Below are 17,715 nucleotides of genomic sequence, written 5' to 3' on the forward strand. Positions count from 1 at the left end.
GTTCGTCACGGCCTTAATTGCTGATGCGCTGGCGGTACTGGGAAAGCGTCACGGCACGGGAGGCGTTGGCCGTGCCTTCGCTCAGGATCTGGAAGTACATGGCGCCTCCGCCGCTGGCCGCGGCGTTGCCCTCACCCCGGTAACCCGCCGCCTGTGCGGCCCCGCTGCCGTCGCTGAGCGCGGTACCGTCCGGGCGGATCCAGATCCTTGCGCTGCCGCCGCTGGTACATGCGCCGCTGTTGCAGACAGTGATGGTCACGTCGGGTGCATTGCCCATCCAGGTCGACGGGTCATAGGGCTTTTCTTCTGCGCGGAAGGCGATGTCGTAGAAATTCACCAGGCCCGTGTCGTCGCTGGAGCGGATGGCCGTCGCCGTGAGCACATTGCAGCTCACGCCGTTGCTGCCAACCGGCTTGCTGCCGCATCGGGGGAACGTGCCGAAATTGGTGTCTGGCACGGTGCCCCCCATGGCCGCAAGGGGCCAGCCGCGGTTGAAGGTGTGTTCGTCGAACAGGGCCACCGGTACCGCGCGCAAGGACTCGGAGACCTCGAAGGCTCGTTCGTGGGCGGCCACGTTGTTGACCATGTGCATTTCCATCAGCGTGCCGCGCATGGCCACCAGGGCCACCACCGAAAGCACGGTCAGGAAGACCAGGCCGACGAACAGCGCGACGCCGCGCTGGACACGAGAGGTTGCGGAGGGAATGCTGCGACGCATGGGCTTAGCCACCTCGAACGCGGTTGCGCACCTGGACGACCTGCTGCTGCAGGCTGCGGACGAACTGGTCCGGCCGCGACAAGCCGGCCATGCTGAATCCGTCGCAATCGGTGCTGGTGCTGGTGAGCGCGAACGTGCCGCCCGCGCCCAGCGTGTAGGAGCAATGGGAGGTCAACGCGAACGTGCCGGCGTGGGACAGGGTGGGATCCCGCTCGCGGCCGCGCGCCACCAGGTTGATGCGCACCGCCAGCACGCGTGGCCAGTCAGTGGCCTGCATGGCAGAGGCACTGCGGTAATCGACAACCTGGTTGGCTTCCTGCGCGCTGGCCGGGTTCGCCGGGGAAAGGCCGTATTCCAGCTGCATCTGCTCGATGCCATCAACCAGCGGCTCGCGCACCATGCCCTCGTTCTCGGTAAGGCGCATGCGCATCAGCGTCGGCTGCGGCTGGCCATCGTCGCTGCTGGCCTTGCAACCATTGCCACGGTCGGCGCAGGGTTGCAGGTAATACATCTCTACCCGGTAGGGATAGACATAACGGCGCGTGCTGCCGCCGAGTGCGGGGATGCTCTTACCCTGGAACAGCTGCGCCTGCTGACCCACGGTGGTGACGAGGTAGTGGCTGGAAGGCGAGCAGGTATTGGTGAGCACCGTCGTGGCGCCATCGGCCACGTCGCAGGCATCGGTGTCGGCATAGCGCACGACCAGCACGTCGCTGCCGGCCACGTAGTCCGCATTGGCCACGCAGCCTGCTATGGGAAACGATGCCCTGCCGTCGTAACCGAACACGGCGCCACTTCCCGCGGCCGGTTTGCCGGCAAGTACCCAGGCCGTGTTGCAGCCCGAGGCACCTGAGCCCGAGCCCAGCACGCCCTGCACCTCCTGCGCCTCCATGCCGCCCCAGAAGTCGGCCATGCGCAGCGACCAGCCCAGGCGGTCGCTGGCGAAGCGCAGGTTCTGCTGCAGGAAATTGTTGCCCTGCTGGATCTGGTAGGCCCGCCGGTTGGCAATCAGCACCTGCACCAGACCGCCCACGACGATCAGGCCGAGCACCATGGACACCATCAGCTCGATCAACGACATGCCGGCCTGGCGCCGGGACAGGAGGTATATGCGGCGCGGTTTCATGGCAGGTAATTGAGCGTGTAGGAAAGATCGTCGTTGCCGGTGGGCGCGTCGTCGCCCATGGCCCCGCCGGCCCAGCGCGAGGTCACCCGGTACATGCCCAGGCCGTTGTCCCATCTCACCGTGGCCAGCGTGCCCTCGGTCGGCCCCGGCACGCTCGCCTTGAGCCGCGCATACCAGCGCGCCAGATCGTTCTGGGCCACCTGTCGCGCCGTGCATGCGCTGGTGCAACTGGATGCCGCCGGTTCGGCATCCCCGCTCAGACAGTAAGGACACTCGTTGGCGGTCGGCGCCGTCGGATCAGCCGCGCTCCGTGGACCGGCTGCTGCGACGGGATTTGCCCGCATCGCATCGATCAGGTTGCGCGTCTCCACGATCACCTGGCTGCGCGCGCCCGCCTGCTTGGTGAACTGCGCGCCCTTGATCTGCATGAGCGCCAGGCCAAGCACGCCGACGCTGAAGACGACGATGGCCACGAGCACTTCGATCAGCGAGACGCCCCGCTGGCGCGATCGCATAGGCATGGATGCTTCCCCCTGGTTCCAGCGGGAAGCATCCGCTCAGCGGGACGGATTCGCAAGTCCTTGCGTTGACCGACGGTCACATTTTCCCGCCAAGCGGCAATTTATTGCGACAAACCTGAGCAATGGTTCACATATCAGTGAATTACGTGCGGCCGAGGTCCTGGCGGCGCCCGTGGAAATTCGCAATAACTAACGCAATCCAACCAGGCTTTGGCCCACCCGCACAACGATCACTGCCGGCCCGAGGTGGCGCGGTCATCTCACCAGCAACCCGTGGTCGACGGAGAGCGGGCCCCTGCCTGATTCAGGCTGAGCGTGCCGCACAGCACGTCACGCGTGGCCTGCATGCCCTTGGGCTTGGCGTTGAGCTGGTAGGTACTCGCCGAAAGGCTGCTGAGCGAGTAGTCGTACTCCAGACCCGGCTGCGATGTCGTCATGCAGTCCAGTTGGGGCAGCGTGTTGGCGGTGGCGGAAGCGCTGGAACCGGTCTGGTCGTAGCGCATGTACGTCGTGTAATAGCGCTCCATGTAACTTGCCGCCTGCGAAAGGCAGCCCTCGGCAGCAACGCGGTGTGTCCTCGCCACCTGCCTGGTGTAGGACGAAAAGGCGATCGCCGCCAGGATCCCCATGATGACCACGACCATCATGACCTCGATCAAGGTAAAACCCGCGCTTCGCCACCTTCCTGCCTGCGCCCCCCGGCGTCGAGCCGCAGCCACCGTGAAATGGCCTGTCGTGATCGCCTGCATGTTCATCGGGGCCCCTTTCATTGTGCGATCAGTTCGCGCCAGGAAACGCGAGTCATGGTGTTGCCGCCGCCAGCAGTCTGGATGCTGCCGGTGGTGCCGTTGTCGAAGCTCATCAACATCGAACCGCCCGTGAAGATCGGGTTGTTCGGCAGCGACGTGAAGGCAATGCCCGCCGACGGCGTCCCATTGATGCTGTCCGACGCGTTCACCTTGCCATCGTGGTTGAGGTCGAAGAAGTTCGACTGCGGATTGGTGCCAGTGAACGGATCCACCGCCATCACCCAGCCAGAGCCGGACGGATTGCACGGGTCGCTGGAATTGGGAATGCGGGTGGTGCCCAGCAGATAGCTTCCCTGGAACTGGTTGGGCGTCACCATACGCTCGCCCTGGTTGTTGTAGGTCGTCTTCGCGTTGCCGTTGGCATCGGTGGAGGCCACCGGCTGCTGCAGATCCATGTACCAACCGGATAGTCCGGTCATCGACGCTGCCTGCGCCGCCGTGGTAACGGTACGGCCGGCCGAGGTGGTGGCGGTGCTTCCCGTCTCCGCGGTGATGTAGCGCTGCACCAGCTTGTTGCGCGTCTGGTCGGTCTGCGCCGTGATGGCCGTGCTGCCCGCCGAAGCCGCCGTCGCGATCAGGCCGTACCAGGTCTGCACGCTGGCGTCGGAAAGATCGGCCGTGGTCAGGTATTTGCCGGTACCGAAGAACAACCACACATCGTTGGTCTGAGGGTTCTTGCCGACCAGGATGCCGGCCGTGATCGGCTGCGGATTCTTGCTGGCGTCGGTGGCCGTGAACAGCAGCGTGCCCGAACTGCCGGAGCTGCTCAGGTCGAACGACCACACGTGGCCATCGAGATCGCCGGCATAGGCGACGGTGCTCACGCCCGTCGTCGGCGAGCCGATCCATACGCCAGGCGCAGCCAGCCCGGTGGAGTCCGTGGTGGCATAGGCGCTCAGCGTGCCGTCGGCCAATGCGAACTGCAGCAAGGCCGCCTTGCCCGCGGCGCTGTTGTAGCCATTGCCGATCAGTACGGACCAGGTGCCGCTGCCGGTCTGCGCGATCACCGGCTTGCCGGTCATCTGGCCGATGTACTGGCTGTTGCCGTCCTTGGCGCCATCCGTGGCGGAGCGCTCCCAGAGAAACTGGATGTTGGCGGGGTCCGTGACATCGAGCGCGTATACGGCCTTGGCCAATCCGCGCCCCGTCGTACCCACCAATACGGTCTTCCAGGCGTTGTTCATGTAGACATCGGCAACGGCCACTTCGCCGTCATTGAAATATTGGTGCGGCAGGCTGTCGGCACCGTAGCTGGGCTTGCTCAAGTCCGAAATGCCGCCGGCACTGCCATTGGCAATGACTGCACCGGGGAGATAGGCATAGGTCTCGGCGCCACTGGAGGCATTGAAGGCGTGCAGAAAGCCATCGTTGGCCGCGACGTAGATGGTGCCTGTGCGGCTGCTCTTGGCGTTGGCGTAAGCCGCGTACGCGCTCACGCCAGTGAGGCTGCTTTCGCCAAGGAACTGGTTGGCCACCGGAGCCCCCACATAAACCGGCTGGGAGTTGACGATGTCGCCTATCAGTGACTCGCGTGTGCGATAGATGCCCGACGTCTGACTCTGCTCGTTGGTCTGGTCGCCGCGCAGATAGTTGATCATGCTGGTTTGCGCTGCTGTCGTGCCGCCAAGTGCGGTCAGCTGCGCCGTCGACAATGCCGGCAGCGCGCTTCCGCTCATCGAGAACGCCAGGTAGGTGCCTGCACTCGTGTTGTAGGTGTAGATGTTGCGGCTGGCCGCCGCCGGTAGCTTCGCCGACGCCTTCCAGTCCGGCGCCGTCGCGATGGCACCCGTGGTGGAGTCGATCTGGTAGGCCATCAGGTCACCCGTCCATTTGGACGTGTAATAGCTGGCCTGGTAGGCGTAGGTGCCACTCTGCAGCTGCGTGGAGTTGGCCGCAAGGCTGGAGCCGGAACCATTGCGCGCCGTCGCTCGTTGCAGCGCATCGGCCAGTCCATTGGAAAAGCTCGTTGGACTGGTCGCCGAATAGAAGCCACCGTGGCCGTTGACGGCCGCATGCGCCAGGTCGGCGATATTGTTGATGCTGTCGCTCGAAGGGACGGGCCAGCTGAAGCTTCCCGCCCAGGATGGGGGATTCTTGGGATTGTTGGCCCAACTGAAGATCTGATCGACCGTCGTACCCGATGGCTTGATGTTGGTCGGCGTGAAGCCCAGGCCCATGGTGAAGGTCACCATGTGCTGCCAGAAAGCGGCATCCTCCCCATTGATCGGCACCTCGTTGGCCGTATTGCCACGAAGGTCGGTAGCCCAATACTTCATGGCGACGTCGGCCAGCGTATCGGACTGGCTATCGCTATAAGGCGCCACCGCCGTATAGGTGTAGCTTTGCTGGTTTGGTCCCGTTATCGCGGTGGTCGCACTGGTTCCGTCGAAATTGCCCGCGCCGGGGGAATTGGTTTCATTCCAGAAACCGTCAGTGGTGAGAATCGTGTAGGCCTGCCGGCAGGCAAGCTCCGTGGTGTTGGTGGGATTCGGATCGGTCGACATGGTCGACCAGGGTTGGTCCTGCATGTAGTAGGTGCCAACGGCATTCAAGGCCTGGCGCAGCGGGGTACCGCCCGATGCCTTGACGTTGGAGACCCAGGTCCAGAAGGCCGTTTTCTGGTCGGTGGACTTGGTGCCGTCACCGAAGGGCTGAACCAGTGCAATCCAGTTCGTTCCCTTGTTATAGGTGTCGGTATAGGGATACAACTTCGAGTCGGCACCGCTCGCCGCGCTGGGAGGGGATCCTCCACCGGGAAGGTTCACATAGTTGCTGTTGCCATTGCCGTTGCCGCCGTCGATGGAGCCGAAGCCGACGCGGTAGTTCGCGTTGAGCGACGAGAACGCCGTCATCAAGCCGCTCTTGGCCATCAGGATGCGCGTACGGTAGTAGGTGAACCAGTTCGCGATGTTGGTGCCCGCCGCCACTCCGCTGGGCGCAGCCTTGCCGGAGATATCCGTCTCGGTGACGCAGGTAGCGGTCGAAGGGACACTGACACACCCCTGCGCAGTGGAAGCCACATAGTAGATCGCGGGTGAGGTGCTGGTCGCAGCTCCTACGCTGAACTGGAAGTAGTAGTACTTCTTCGAACCGCTGCTGATGACGTGCGAGAAGGCGATATTGCTGGCCTTCGTGCCATTGTTGCCGCCACTGGACCAGGATTCGTAATTCGCGGTGCAGGTATAGGGTGAACTCGAGCTACAACTCGAATCCAACGCGTACTGGGTCAGGTCAACCGTCGTCCCGATATTGGTGAAACCATCGACGACCGCGCTGGTCAAGGTGGTCGATACGTTATAGAAGGTGCCATCGGCCTTGGGTGGGGCGCTGTATGTAACAGCGGGGTTGTAATAGACGCCGTTGTTCGCTGCATTGATCAGGGCGCTGTTCGTGGGCGCCTTGCTGAGGCTGGTCGGGTTGCCGTTCTTGTCCGTTCCGCAGGTCACGCCGTTGAGGTAGCAGATGTCCGGCATGAAGTTCCACGCCATCGAGCCGGAGTCGTCAAGCATCAGCACGATGTTCGGCGGCACCGACGGCTGCTGGATCAGGGGCGAGGTATCCACCGTCACCTTGGTGCCTGCCGCGTGCGACGGTTCGCTGAGCACGCCGAGGATGCACACCAGCAGGCCGATGGAGAGCAGGCGCCCCAGGAATCGTGCCATCGTCGAGTGCTGTGGATTGGACATGTGCATGCGAATGAGCCCGTTTAGGCGGTGCTGGAATCGGGGGAATGACTGATGCGGCGCACGCTCAGCTCTGCTTGATCATGGCCTGCAGCGTCACCACTGCTCGGCCACCGGCCGTCTTCGGATCACCGCTGCGTGCGGTAATGCGGTAATAGGTGACCGTGGTGGACAGGCCCTGTGCGCCGTAGTTGTGCGCGTTGGCGCTCTGGTTGTAGCCCGTGCTCGAATTCGGGTCCTGCCAGCTCCCCATGTTCTCGATCACGTACTGGGGTTGGCCGGTCGACAAGTCGTCCGCGGTAAACAGGCCACTGCCGGCACCGCTAGGCACCTGGATGATCGCGGTCGCCGGCAGCGTCGTGGCGGTGAACGGATTGGCTGGGCACACTACGCCGCCGGCCTGGCAGTTGCGGGCGATATCCGAGGTGTAGCTGCCGATGCGTTGCTGCGCCACGCGCATGGCCGCCTCGGCGTTCTGGAAGGCGATCTGCCGGTCGGAGAGGTTGGCCGCCATCCTCTGTTGCATCAGCGTGCCGTGCACGGCGGCGAAACCGACCAGGGTGATGACAATCAGCAGAATCAGGGCCACCACCAGCGCAATGCCGCGCTGCCCTTGCCGCCCCGCCCTGCCCCACGGGCGAAGTGCGCGCGATGCCATCGTCATTCCGGATGAACGATTCATGTCACAACACCCGATTGCGTAGCGTAGTGGTGGAAGTAAAGGTGCGGGAGATCGGCGCCCCGTTGACGGCGGCACTGCGATCCACGCTGATCATGGTCAGGGTGATCTGGACCGCGTCGACCTGCGACCAGTCGGTCACCGCGTCCGCGGTGACGAACGAAGTGCCGCCGCTCTGGTGGTACTTCAGCGCCATGCCTGTCACGTCGCTGACCATTTCCACGGCCGACACCCCGCCCCCCGGCTGCAGCGCCTTGCGGAACAACGATGTCCCGTTGGGGTTGGCCGCGCTGGTGGCCACGTACCAGTCGGACGCCGTGAGCCGGGCAACCAGCGCATTGGACGAATACACGTAACTGCTGGTGCTGGCGCATACCGTGGGGTAGCTCAGGTCGAGCGTGCAATTGCCGGGCGTGCCGGTCGTGGCGTGATTGAGCGTGGTGTTGGCAACGCTGGACAACTGCATGATGGCAGCGTGGTCGGGGTCACAGATCACGACCAGGTCGCCGGTGAGCAGGTTGGTGCTCGATTCATTGATGACGATGGATGCGGCCGGCTCCGAGTCGCTCTTGACGCTCACGCCGGAGCCTTCGGCGCCGCGAAGGATCAACGACTCGGTATTGGCCAGGCGGCCAGAGCCGGCGGCGGGATCCGTCTGGCTTGCCGTATAGCCGATCAGTGGCGTGGTCCAGTCGGCAAACCAGTTGGCACTGGCCGTGTTGTTGTTGACCACGTTGGAGATACGCGACGAGTTGCCGCAACCGGTGAGACCTACCGTGCGGATGTCGCGGGCCATCATTTCAAAGGCGACTCGCGCGTTGTCCTGCACGTCGCCCAGTGCCTTGTTGGAACGGTAGATCTGCTGGTTGGTGGCGAACATGCTCACCACGCCACCGATCACCACCAGGCCGAGCAGCATGGCCACCATCAACTCGATCAGGGTGAAACCGCGCATGCGACGCGTGCTCACAGCATGGCCCTCGTCGTCACGCTCTGCGCGGTGTCGCCATTGGCGCCCTTGCGCACCTCCGTAAACGTGATGGTCACCGTGCAGTCACCGTTGGACAGGCAGGCCACCGTTCCCGTGGTGGTGTCGGCCACGCCCAGCGTGTTGCCCAGCAAGGTGCACCACTGCCCCAACTGGCTGTTCGCCAGCGTGCTGGTATCGGTGCTGCATGCGGTGGCCTTGACGGTTTGGTTGTAAGCGGACGTGGTCGCGCTCGCCTGATCCACCCGCATGGCATCGAGGATCGAGTAACTGGCGATCGTCGCCATGCTGCGGGCCATGGCACTGTTGTTGGCCGCGAGCGCCGTGGCCTGCAATGCGGCCACGCCGAGGAACGCAATGGCGAGGATCAGCACCGCCACCAGCACCTCGATCATGCCGACGCCGCGCTGGCGTTCGCGCCGCGCCCGTCGTGGCCGTTGCGCGACGGCGTTCCGCTTGCGACGCGCCATCGCATCGCTGCCAACAGAAGCGGCACTCGCCTTGGTACGCGGGTCGGTATGGACCTTGCCGAAACTCATGAGGAGCAGGTTCCTGACTGTTTAAGCACTTGAACAACCGAACCAGTAGCGATGTAAATCATGCGGTGGTTGTCTGCGGCCAGACTGTCGGTGCAGATGTCCGCCACCAGGCCGCTGTACGGCGAAGAGGTTCCGGCTTGTGCGGCAAGCCCCAGGCCGTTGAAGCGCAAGGCGGTGAAATTGCCCGACAGCCGCAACGGGCTGGCCAGGCCGACAGGCCCGACCTGGATGGTCTCGGCCTGTGCGTTGCCACTGGCATCCACGCCCAACGCCACCACCTGCCCGGTATTGCCACCGCATTGGGTGCCCAGCGTGTCGCTGCTGTTGGCCGAGTCCAGGTTGCTGCAGAGCTGGGCGAAGTTGTTGCGCTTGATGGCCTCGACCTTGGCCGTGTTGATCGCGTCCACGACCTGGTTCGCGGTCGTGGTGAGCCGGCTGGAAAGAATGATGTTCCGGAAGCTGGGTATCGCGATGCCAATAAGGATGGCGGCCACGACCAGCGTGACCATCAACTCGACGATGGTGAAACCACCCTGCTTCCCGGCCGCGTACGTATCTCGCCAACGGCCGCCCTTCGGCACGACGTGCATCGCCCTGTTCCCCATGGCCCCTTGAGCCTGGGAATCTAGTCAGCCTGCCGTAATCAGAAAAGTCTTACGACGATGAGCGGTATAAAACCACTGACGAACGGCAATTACTTGCCGATCCACGAAGAAAAAGGGCAACAAATATCGATTTGATTCAAAATCAACGAGTTGTGGTTTGCGCAAACCTGACAATATGCAGAAAACGCAAGGACTTATCGATGCTTGGCCGCAGGTTCGAACGCCACGCCGCCACGGCGCATTTTCAAACGCCACGCCCCTGGCCTTTCAGGCAACAAAAAAGCCCGCTTGCGCAGGCTTTTTCGTGAAGCATGGTGCCGGAAACAGGAGTCGAACCTGCGACCTACGCATTACGAATGCGTTAACACATTCAATATAATCAATAACATGTGTATTTAACCGGATTTGATGCCACACTTTTGCCACACCTTTGGCAAGGGCATTAAGCATGGCAACTTATCGGCGGCGAGGTCGGTATTCGTGGGAGGCGCAGGTGCGCAGGCGCGGATGGCCGTCCCAGACCAAGACCTTCGATACCAAGGCGGAAGCTGAAGCCTGGGCTGCCATGATCGAGTCCGAAATGAACCGCGGTGTGTGGCTCGATCGCAGCGAAGCTGAGGCCACTACGCTTGGGGCACTTCTGGACCGCTACGAAACGGAAGTGATGCCGGCCTTGAAGGGCGCCATCAGGGAGAGATCCGTACTCCATCTTTGGCGGCAGACGCCCTTGGCGAAGCGGACGGTGGCCACCATCCGAAGTGGCGACGTCGCGCAGCAACGCGACGCCTGGCTGGCTGATGGACTTGCTCCGGCTACTGTCCTGCGACGCTTGGCGCGCCTCTCGCATCTGTTCAATACGGCACGGAAGGAGTGGGGCATGGAGAGCCTCTCGAATCCCGTGGAGCTAGTGCGCAAGCCCACGCCGAACAATGCACGCACGCGGCGCGTTGCGACGCCCCCTAGCACTGGCCGCCAACGTGGCCGCACCCAAGACGAGCTATCACGCATCATCGGGGCCAGCGAGTCGCGTGTGCTCCCCACAATCATCACGCTGGCAGTAGAAACGGCGATGCGGCGTAGCGAGATCGCCACGTTGCGCTGGGAGAACGTCGACTTGGAGCGACGAGTGGCGCATCTGCCCGACACGAAGAATGGCAACAGCCGCGACGTACCGCTGTCCCAGGCCGCCGTGGATGCGTTTGCCGCATTGCTGCCGAATCGCGAGGGCGAAACACGTCGGCGCAAGACACTGGCTGTGCCCTCCTCTCTTAATGGCCCGGTCTTTGCCGTCCATCCAGATGGCATTACTCAGGCTTTCGAGCGCGCCGTACAGCGAGCTCGAAAAGCATACGAAGTGGAATGCGTGGAGCACGGACGCGAACTAAAACCCAGTTTCCTGAGAGACTTGCGATTTCACGACCTTAGGCATGAAGCTACTTCCCGCCTGGCCTCGCGTTTTCAACTCCACGAGCTGGCAAAGATTACTGGTCACCGTGACACACGGATGCTTCTGCGGTACTACCATCCGGACGCAGCAGATCTAGCGAAACGGATGGGGTAGCCCTTCTAACGGTGTCATGAGGTCAGCATGAGTCAGTCGAACAACGTTGATTTTCTCTCCTCCCACACTCCGGCGATTGTGGCAGCTGGTGAGCGCGCGGCGGCTGAAGCGGTGCGTCGGGCAAAGGCCAACGGCCTGAACATCCATTACATCGAAGATGGCTACCTCATCGAAGAAGCGCCAGACGGCAGCCGCAAGATTCTCAAGCCAATAGATCCCGTCGGTTAGTCGGCACACCGCCTGCATCACCCCATACATGCTGAGGTCATGGACTACCTGCGCGATGAGGTGAAGCACTTCCTGCACCTCATGAGCTATGCGATCAGCCTTTTCTAGCCCGTGATTTGCCGGGCAGATTGTTGAGCCCGATGGCCGTGCTGCGCAGTTTCTTCATCCAAAGCGCTTCCAGGCGACGGATGTCCTGTTCGGTAGCGCTGGATGCTGCCACCTCCAGGATGGACACCTGGTAGTCACCGTCCGCGGTGAGTTTCATCAGTTCATTGCCCCCGTGGCCATCGGCGGCATAGTCCGTCCACCGCTGCCAAAAGCCTCCCGCGCCATTGGCACTACCGACGTAGTGCTGCCCCGTCTTCAGCGAGACTAGGAGATATACCCCGCACGCATTCTGAAGGTTCGACTTCCACGTGCTCGGCACCTCCTCCAGTGCCGCAATGGTACTGACGAAGTGGATGTGGCCCGGGTAGGCCACTTCTGCAGCCATCTTGCGGATCTCAAGAATGGGCTTGTCCTGCTGGTGGGCGTATTGCACCCACCGCTGATAAGCCCCACCCCATTCGATGATGAGACGCTCCCGGTACGCGTCCAGCACATCCAGGCGCTCCATCATGTACCAGTGGTGGTCGATGAGCGAATGGCCATTGACGGGGCACATCACCGTCGCATCCTCCGCCATCCCTTTGCGCACGATGCGATAGAGGCTCAGGAACAGCGTACCCACCCCGGGCATGGGCACGAAGGACGCCACATACGTGGCGTCGCCAAACACATCATCCGACTGATACGACTGGTACACCTCGAACGCCCCATCCCCAGCATTCCAGAGATCAGCCGGCGACTTGCCTGTGGGGCCACGCTTGCTCTGATGGCGGGCAAGCCGGGTTTGGGCCGCGGGAATGCCGGCTTTGTCTAGCAACTGGTTGAAGGTAAGGAGGGGCAAGGTCATAGCAGTACGTCCTGGTAATGGGCCCGCAGAACGTACGAACCCTACCAAAATGTCGGGCGCCTATCCCCTGGGCCCACCGGGGGCCCAAACCCCTGAGTCAGGTCCCCTGGCCCTGCAGTTAAGCTGCACTGGCGCCCACTCCTGCTACGCAGGAAAAAGGCGGCTAAAAAGCCGCCTTTCGAAGGGTCACAATGTATTCGTCACTCGTCGTGATGAAGCGATAGACCTGGCGCATCGATGGAGCCACCGTCATGCGGTAACTGCGGTGGCTTGACGCGTCTGATTGCGTCTTGGATTTGCCCGACACCGGCGTCGGCGTGCTGATTACTGCTTAGCGGCAATGGCTTGATGTCAGCCACAGATGCCGGCGTTACCGTAAATATCGCCGACGGGTCCGAGCCCGGCTGCGGTCCCAACGACGCCCCTTCTAGAGCGCTGTTATTTCCCGCCGTAGGTGCCGCGGTCGGATTGGGGTGACCACCCGATGCGCCGCCGACGGGATCACCAACACCGTTGAAGCCCGGAGCAGTGCGGGCGGTTGGTGGAGCGGCTCCGGCGCCGGCCTCTCGCACTCCCTGAGCCTGTGCATCCAAGCGATTCGCTGCGCGCGTACCGAGATTGCCGACATCTTTGCCAAAGCGGTCTACCGCATTATCCGACCGCTTATCCAAACCGACCTTGGCGCGCATGCCTTGACCGGCTTCCGCGCCGGCCGCCCGCATGGCATGACCGAGGCCTGCACCCAAGCCCCTCCAGCCCGACATGCCTTGGGCTGCTGCGAGCCCTTGGCCAGCAGCGACAGCCTGTGTAGCGCCCTTCAAGGCGCTTCCTGCGGCAGCACCGGCCGCGCCACCCAATGTGGCACCCGCAGCCGCTGCTGCGCCGCCCGCCGCCGCTACACCAAGCAAATCACCCGCACCGAGGTTGAGGCTTCCGCTCACGATGGAGCTTGCCAGCGCCGGCACCTTCCAACAGAGCAAAGCAAATACTGCGGCACCGCCCAGAATGAAGAAGGAGTTTGGGAAGAAGTTCTGGCCAACTTTCGTATACGTCAGCAGATCCGACCACTGCTCAGCGAAGTGCATGCCGATGGCAATGACCAGGTGCAGCACGAGGAGCTTAACGCCAACCGTAATGCCGAACATCAGCGATTTCGTTGCAAAGTCGCGTGTATACGACAGCGCTCCGAACGCTAGCATCGCCGGAGAGATCGCCATGATGATCGCGGCCTCGATGATCGTGATCATCTGAATCGCCGCAGCAGCCACAAAGCAAAGAACCAAAGCTAGTGCTACTAGCAACGAAACCAAGCCGACCGTTGGCACCTGCGACCAACTCAGTTTTCCAACAGACTCAAGGATATGGAACATACAATCCATGCCGACCGCCGCGACCGTCGAAGCGGTTGGCGGTTTGGTCTGTGTAGCTGCCTGGCCCACCTCTTGAAAGTAACTCGTGATCATGTCGAACACGTGCGGCGCGTTCTTCACGGTCCAAAAGAAGAACGAGATCACCATGAGCTGCCGAACAACGATCGCTGGCAATGACGCAAAGTTATCGGCATTTTTGAGGTAGTTCATAAGCAAGGCGAGCGCAAATCCGATGATCGACAGCCAGCCGAGCAGTCGACTGGCAACCCCAGTAATGCCGTCGATCCACTTTGTTGATTCACCCACGTATTGCGTTGTAATTCCATCAAAGAAGTTATTGACATCGGGCACGCCGTCCGCTGTGGGCAAGCCCGACAGCGCAACTGTGCCGGCGTCTTGTGCCCACGCGGCGCCCATGCCAATTCCGAAAACGAGCATCGCTGCTAACAGGGCATGCAGCACCTTGGGAAACAATTTGGTGATCATCGGGCCACCTCCGAAGCGGAAGTTGCCGGGGCTGGATGTGTAGCTTGGCGCAACACGTCGAAGCTCGATTCGTTGGACTTATATTTTGACGATTGCTTCGGCGGAGCGTGGAAATCCGATAGCGGATTCTCTTGTTCTGGAGCTTGTTGAGACGGCGATGAGCATCCGAACAAGACAGTTAGCGTAAAGCCAATGATGAGAGCTAAAGCTCTGGATTTCATGAGAGTGGCCTTCTATGGAGAGCGAGTCGCTGCTCTTGTTTGAGCAGAGAGAACTGGCTCGTTCCACCGATCTATGCCTTCCCCATAAACGGGTCTGCAGGCCACCGCTTGACGCCGCCTAGCGCCAGGCTATTGAAAAACTAAACTTCGGCAGGGAACGTGAGGTACTTCAAATTACTTGTTGCGATTACAACCGAGCTTGTGTCTGCGATTTTCTCCAGCAGCGAAACTGGGTGTGCTCGTCGATGAAGCCAAGAAGCATGGATTCCGCCACTTGGTCAGTGGAGCCTTTGACCCCATCAACCTGCCCCAAATAACGAATGTAGTCGTTAATCAACAAGACCGTATCCGGGTCATTAATTTCAATATCCACAAGACACCTCCTTTGCAAGGTATTTCCCACATCACGCCAAGGTAATACGACACGGCAACTAATACTGCGACAGTAAGATATTTTCTGCAATGATATTAATTGGTTTTTGGGGCGGCTTCGCCAGTGAACAACCAAATTCCCCGATATCGAGACGCGGGCAGGTAAGGCTCGATCCACGAACTTTGCCGTTAACGGCAAAGTCGGTTGCACTGATCTCTTTCCAGTCACCATCCCTCAGCTCGTACGCCGCCGCTCTCCGATCTTTCCGTTGTCGGAAAGGTTGGCGTCGACGATCCAGTCGATACACCGCCCCGAGTTTGCCGTTAACGGCAAAGTCGGCTGCGCTGATCTCTTTCCAGTCACCGCTGCCCGTATGCCAGTCCTCTCCAACCCTTCCGTTGTCGGAAAGGTCGGTGTTGGTGCTCCAGTCGATACATCGCCCCCGACTTTGCCGTTAACGGCAAAGTCGAAAAGTCGGCGCACCAGAAATTTTTTGGCAGCACGAATCGGGACCCGTAATTAGGAGCTGGAGTGGAGAGCCTGCTGAAACTCCGTCAAGGCGCCACCTCCCCCTTGCATCATTTCCGGAATCTGGCGAATGAGTCGGTCGTACCGGGCCGCCGCAGAGGCCGCTGATGCGTCCACAGCCTCGCGCGGAACGGGCGGCGTATGCATGAAGTAGCTCCGGAGATAACAGTCGAACATGGCTGTAAGGAGCTGGACTTCATTGCGCCCCTGCATCACATCCTTAAGTACGCGAGTCAGGGTGGCGGCTATACGGGCTTCCATCTCCTCACGAGAGTCCCGCTCGGCATTGCCTTTGAAGTACTGGGCGAGCGCCTCACAAACGATGTCTGTTCTAGCCCCAATTACTCCTCTCTCATCAACCGCCGCTTCCAGTTGATGACTCAGATAATCAGGGATACGGACGCTTAACTTGTATGGCATTAAATCCCCCGTCGGACGCTGTCGGACAACCACCATTGATATGTCCGACAGGTAATATCCATGAAAACAACAGCTAATGTTGTAATAGCGTATAAATGTCCGACATCCTTTATGTTCCACTATTTTCAGGTGTTGGACTGCAATAAGGCGGGTCGTTAAAAGCAGGCGATGAGGCTCGTAGCGAGACGAGAGGTCTGCTTTGGGAACGACGATGTTTGTGACCGCGGTGCCGCAGGCGGCGGGAAAAAGAGCCAACCGTGTGTGGAGGCGCCGCCTGCCGGTCCACACAGTGGATCGCGGAGCTGGCGCTCACCAACTTTGCCGTTAACGGCAAAGTTGACTGGACGAGGGTAACTGCCTGGGTGCTCCAGGAGGGGGTAATGAGCCAAGTGCGATACGACCAAGGGCGCGACTGCCAGTCCTTGTGGCGTGATCTCGGCGCGGTGCTCACCAACTTTGCCGTTAACGGCAAAGTCGTCCCCGACTGGCCCTTCGAGAATCCACGCTCCCCGCGCCTAACGGAAGCGAAGCGCCTAGTAGTTGAGCGGCTCCCGATCGTTGGTGAGGAACTCCTCTTTGCAAGTGGGGCATTCCAACGAAATGACTCCCCACTCGTTCTTCTTTCGGAGCACGCTCTTGGCACCCTTGTCGAAGCAAGGCTGGCAGAGGTAATGCAGCGGCTCTGGACTGCTTGGCGCGCCGGTCCCGCGGTTCTGTGGAGAGCCATCCACTCGATAGACGAAAACGCGGTCGGAAATCTCGAAAAGCGAGTAGCGACCACGCTGCGCCAGGGCTTCCTTCAGTTTTCGCAGTTCCTCTGTGGCTTCGAAGTACTTCTGCTGAAGCTCCATGAGCTGACTGTTGTGCGCGAACAGTCCGTCTTGGGCTTTGAGCAACTGCTCGTTGATTTGAGCGATAGCACCAGCGGTTTCGTTAAAATTCTTGAACGCCAAAGCCGCTTGACCGATCTCCTTCGCGGTTTTCAGCGCTCCGACAGCGATCGAAATTTGGGAAAAGTCCATGAAACCCCTCGGTGAGTTTGTTGGTTGCCTGGCAGCACCAGCATACCGCCGGGTGGGCTTGCTGAACGTACGAAGGTCAGTGCTCGCCGACTTTGCCGTTAACGGCAAGGTTGGCGCGAAGCTAACTGAGAGGTTTTCCTCCGTATTCAGACGGGGCAAATCCTAGCCTTTGCCCGATCTCAGCAAGGGATCTCAGCCCAACCTCACGAGAAGCTGGGTCTGCGTGTCTTGCAGTTCGCACGTTCCGATCTCTGAGCCGGTCAGCCTGGGCGGCCGAGATGCGCATTTGTTCGCTTCGTTCTCTTTCGACTTTCAAGGCTCCGTCTGGCACGAACGTTCCGGCACGGGCTCGCTGAAATAAAGTACGCGCGTAAGACACTGGCTTGCGAATAACCGTGGGTGGCCTCAGTGAAGACTCGAGTTCGTCTAACACCCGTTGAGCCATGCTCAAGGCTAGACCCGCTTGGATCGATTTCTCTGCCAGAACTACTACTTGCTCCAAGGCGTTGGTAGGTAGCGAGGGTGGAGGCACGAGTCTCGTTGCGGTTGTTGTTTCAGTAGTTGGAGTAGTTTCAGTTTTTAATGTTGTTTCAGTACTTGCTAAGCGAGGTGGATCTGCCGGCGACGGTCCAGCCGTCGACGGGTTTTCAGTCGGCGGTAAATCCTTCCGCGGATTGCTGCCGCGACCATCAATACCACCGCGCCGCAAGAACCACTGGCAGCCTGTGAACTCTCCATTGGAACCTCGATGCTGGCGTCGCTCTAATCTACCGGACGCTTCGAGTTCCCTTAGTGCCCTGCGGAGTGCATCTCTCCCGAGATGGAGCTCTCGACACAGCCATTCCTCGCGAAATCGCCACTTGCGTGGCAGAGAGACCATGGC

Annotated in this window: 16 protein-coding genes; 2 read left to right on the forward strand and 14 right to left on the reverse strand. The window is 61.0% G+C overall.

From position 1 onward, the window contains the following. Positions 1 to 13: 13 nt before the first annotated feature. The 9 genes from DVU99_RS10320 to DVU99_RS10360 all read right to left on the reverse strand — a co-directional run bounded on the left by DVU99_RS10320 (position 14) and on the right by DVU99_RS10360 (position 9,644). Positions 14 to 718 carry a PilX N-terminal domain-containing pilus assembly protein gene (locus tag DVU99_RS10320; protein WP_114240125.1) on the reverse strand — a complete coding sequence of 235 codons (705 nt, stop codon included), beginning with the start codon at positions 716 to 718 and terminating at the stop codon, positions 14 to 16. Positions 719 to 722: 4 nt separating this feature from the next. Then, a complete protein-coding gene (locus DVU99_RS10325; RefSeq protein ID WP_198670264.1) occupies positions 723 to 1,844 on the reverse strand; it encodes a PilW family protein in 1,122 nt (373 codons plus the stop codon). Beyond that, on the reverse strand, positions 1,841 to 2,365 hold the full coding sequence (gene pilV / locus DVU99_RS10330; RefSeq protein ID WP_114240127.1) for a type IV pilus modification protein PilV: 525 nt from the start codon (positions 2,363 to 2,365) through the stop codon (positions 1,841 to 1,843). Before pilV (DVU99_RS10330) ends, DVU99_RS10325 begins: the two co-directional genes overlap by 4 nt. Before the next feature lie 260 nt (positions 2,366 to 2,625). Beyond that, positions 2,626 to 3,084, reverse strand: coding sequence for a type IV pilin protein (locus DVU99_RS10335; RefSeq protein WP_255412913.1), 459 nt, complete (start codon positions 3,082 to 3,084; stop codon positions 2,626 to 2,628). Between the two features lie 47 nt (positions 3,085 to 3,131). Then, entirely contained in the window at positions 3,132 to 6,836 is a 3,705-nt protein-coding gene (locus tag DVU99_RS10340) for a pilus assembly protein (RefSeq protein ID WP_232823547.1), read from the reverse strand. Between the two features lie 88 nt (positions 6,837 to 6,924). Further along, positions 6,925 to 7,515 (reverse strand): PilX N-terminal domain-containing pilus assembly protein, encoded by a 591-nt coding sequence (locus DVU99_RS10345; protein WP_198670261.1) that lies wholly within the window; start codon positions 7,513 to 7,515, stop codon positions 6,925 to 6,927. A gap of 25 nt (positions 7,516 to 7,540) precedes the next feature. Next, the gene (locus DVU99_RS10350) at positions 7,541 to 8,506 is read right to left on the reverse strand and encodes a prepilin-type N-terminal cleavage/methylation domain-containing protein (protein ID WP_232823548.1); all 966 of its coding nucleotides are present in this window, start codon (positions 8,504 to 8,506) and stop codon (positions 7,541 to 7,543) included. Further along, the gene (pilV, locus tag DVU99_RS10355; RefSeq protein ID WP_232823549.1) at positions 8,503 to 9,063 is read right to left on the reverse strand and encodes a type IV pilus modification protein PilV; all 561 of its coding nucleotides are present in this window, start codon (positions 9,061 to 9,063) and stop codon (positions 8,503 to 8,505) included. Before pilV (DVU99_RS10355) ends, DVU99_RS10350 begins: the two co-directional genes overlap by 4 nt. Beyond that, positions 9,060 to 9,644, reverse strand: coding sequence for a GspH/FimT family pseudopilin (locus DVU99_RS10360; RefSeq protein WP_232823550.1), 585 nt, complete (start codon positions 9,642 to 9,644; stop codon positions 9,060 to 9,062). The genes pilV (DVU99_RS10355) and DVU99_RS10360 overlap by 4 nt, the downstream gene beginning before the upstream one ends. A gap of 589 nt (positions 9,645 to 10,233) precedes the next feature. Between DVU99_RS10360 and DVU99_RS10365 the strand changes: the two genes are divergently transcribed. Continuing rightward, on the forward strand, positions 10,234 to 11,229 hold the full coding sequence (locus DVU99_RS10365; protein WP_232823551.1) for a site-specific integrase: 996 nt from the start codon (positions 10,234 to 10,236) through the stop codon (positions 11,227 to 11,229). A 27-nt stretch (positions 11,230 to 11,256) separates the two neighbouring features. After that, positions 11,257 to 11,457 (forward strand): hypothetical protein, encoded by a 201-nt coding sequence (locus tag DVU99_RS10370; RefSeq protein ID WP_114240131.1) that lies wholly within the window; start codon positions 11,257 to 11,259, stop codon positions 11,455 to 11,457. Positions 11,458 to 11,551: 94 nt separating this feature from the next. Here the strand turns inward: DVU99_RS10370 and DVU99_RS10375 are convergent, their stop codons facing one another. From DVU99_RS10375 to DVU99_RS10395, 5 genes are all read right to left on the reverse strand, one after another. Continuing rightward, positions 11,552 to 12,412: a GIY-YIG nuclease family protein gene (locus DVU99_RS10375; protein ID WP_114240132.1), complete on the reverse strand. Its 861-nt coding sequence runs from the start codon at positions 12,410 to 12,412 to the stop codon at positions 11,552 to 11,554. A 200-nt stretch (positions 12,413 to 12,612) separates the two neighbouring features. Next, a complete protein-coding gene (gene trbL / locus DVU99_RS10380) occupies positions 12,613 to 14,268 on the reverse strand; it encodes a P-type conjugative transfer protein TrbL (protein ID WP_114240133.1) in 1,656 nt (551 codons plus the stop codon). A gap of 408 nt (positions 14,269 to 14,676) precedes the next feature. After that, positions 14,677 to 14,862, reverse strand: coding sequence for a hypothetical protein (locus DVU99_RS10385; protein ID WP_114240134.1), 186 nt, complete (start codon positions 14,860 to 14,862; stop codon positions 14,677 to 14,679). A 519-nt stretch (positions 14,863 to 15,381) separates the two neighbouring features. Next, complete coding sequence (locus tag DVU99_RS10390; protein ID WP_157971401.1) at positions 15,382 to 16,065, reverse strand: hypothetical protein; 684 nt, start codon at positions 16,063 to 16,065, stop codon at positions 15,382 to 15,384. A 278-nt stretch (positions 16,066 to 16,343) separates the two neighbouring features. Continuing rightward, positions 16,344 to 16,832: a hypothetical protein gene (locus DVU99_RS10395; protein WP_114240136.1), complete on the reverse strand. Its 489-nt coding sequence runs from the start codon at positions 16,830 to 16,832 to the stop codon at positions 16,344 to 16,346. Positions 16,833 to 17,715: the final 883 nt, after the last annotated feature.

This window comes from Dyella sp. C9 (genome assembly GCF_003332825.1).
Classification (GTDB): Bacteria; Pseudomonadota; Gammaproteobacteria; order Xanthomonadales; family Rhodanobacteraceae; genus Dyella.

What these genes read in the sequence shown, in the direction of transcription:
- DVU99_RS10320 (WP_114240125.1), bottom strand. Translation starts at nt 718, where the DNA reads ATGCGTCGCAGCATTCCCTCCGCAACCTCTCGTGTCCAGCGCGGCGTC.
- DVU99_RS10325 (WP_198670264.1), bottom strand. Translation starts at nt 1,844, where the DNA reads ATGAAACCGCGCCGCATATACCTCCTGTCCCGGCGCCAGGCCGGCATG.
- pilV (WP_114240127.1), bottom strand. Translation starts at nt 2,365, where the DNA reads ATGCCTATGCGATCGCGCCAGCGGGGCGTCTCGCTGATCGAAGTGCTC.
- DVU99_RS10340 (WP_232823547.1), bottom strand. Translation starts at nt 6,836, where the DNA reads ATGGCACGATTCCTGGGGCGCCTGCTCTCCATCGGCCTGCTGGTGTGC.
- DVU99_RS10345 (WP_198670261.1), bottom strand. Translation starts at nt 7,515, where the DNA reads ATGGCATCGCGCGCACTTCGCCCGTGGGGCAGGGCGGGGCGGCAAGGG.
- pilV (WP_232823549.1), bottom strand. Translation starts at nt 9,063, where the DNA reads ATGAGTTTCGGCAAGGTCCATACCGACCCGCGTACCAAGGCGAGTGCC.
- DVU99_RS10365 (WP_232823551.1), top strand. Translation starts at nt 10,234, where the DNA reads ATGATCGAGTCCGAAATGAACCGCGGTGTGTGGCTCGATCGCAGCGAA.
- DVU99_RS10370 (WP_114240131.1), top strand. Translation starts at nt 11,257, where the DNA reads ATGAGTCAGTCGAACAACGTTGATTTTCTCTCCTCCCACACTCCGGCG.
- DVU99_RS10375 (WP_114240132.1), bottom strand. Translation starts at nt 12,412, where the DNA reads ATGACCTTGCCCCTCCTTACCTTCAACCAGTTGCTAGACAAAGCCGGC.
- trbL (WP_114240133.1), bottom strand. Translation starts at nt 14,268, where the DNA reads ATGATCACCAAATTGTTTCCCAAGGTGCTGCATGCCCTGTTAGCAGCG.
- DVU99_RS10395 (WP_114240136.1), bottom strand. Translation starts at nt 16,832, where the DNA reads ATGGACTTTTCCCAAATTTCGATCGCTGTCGGAGCGCTGAAAACCGCG.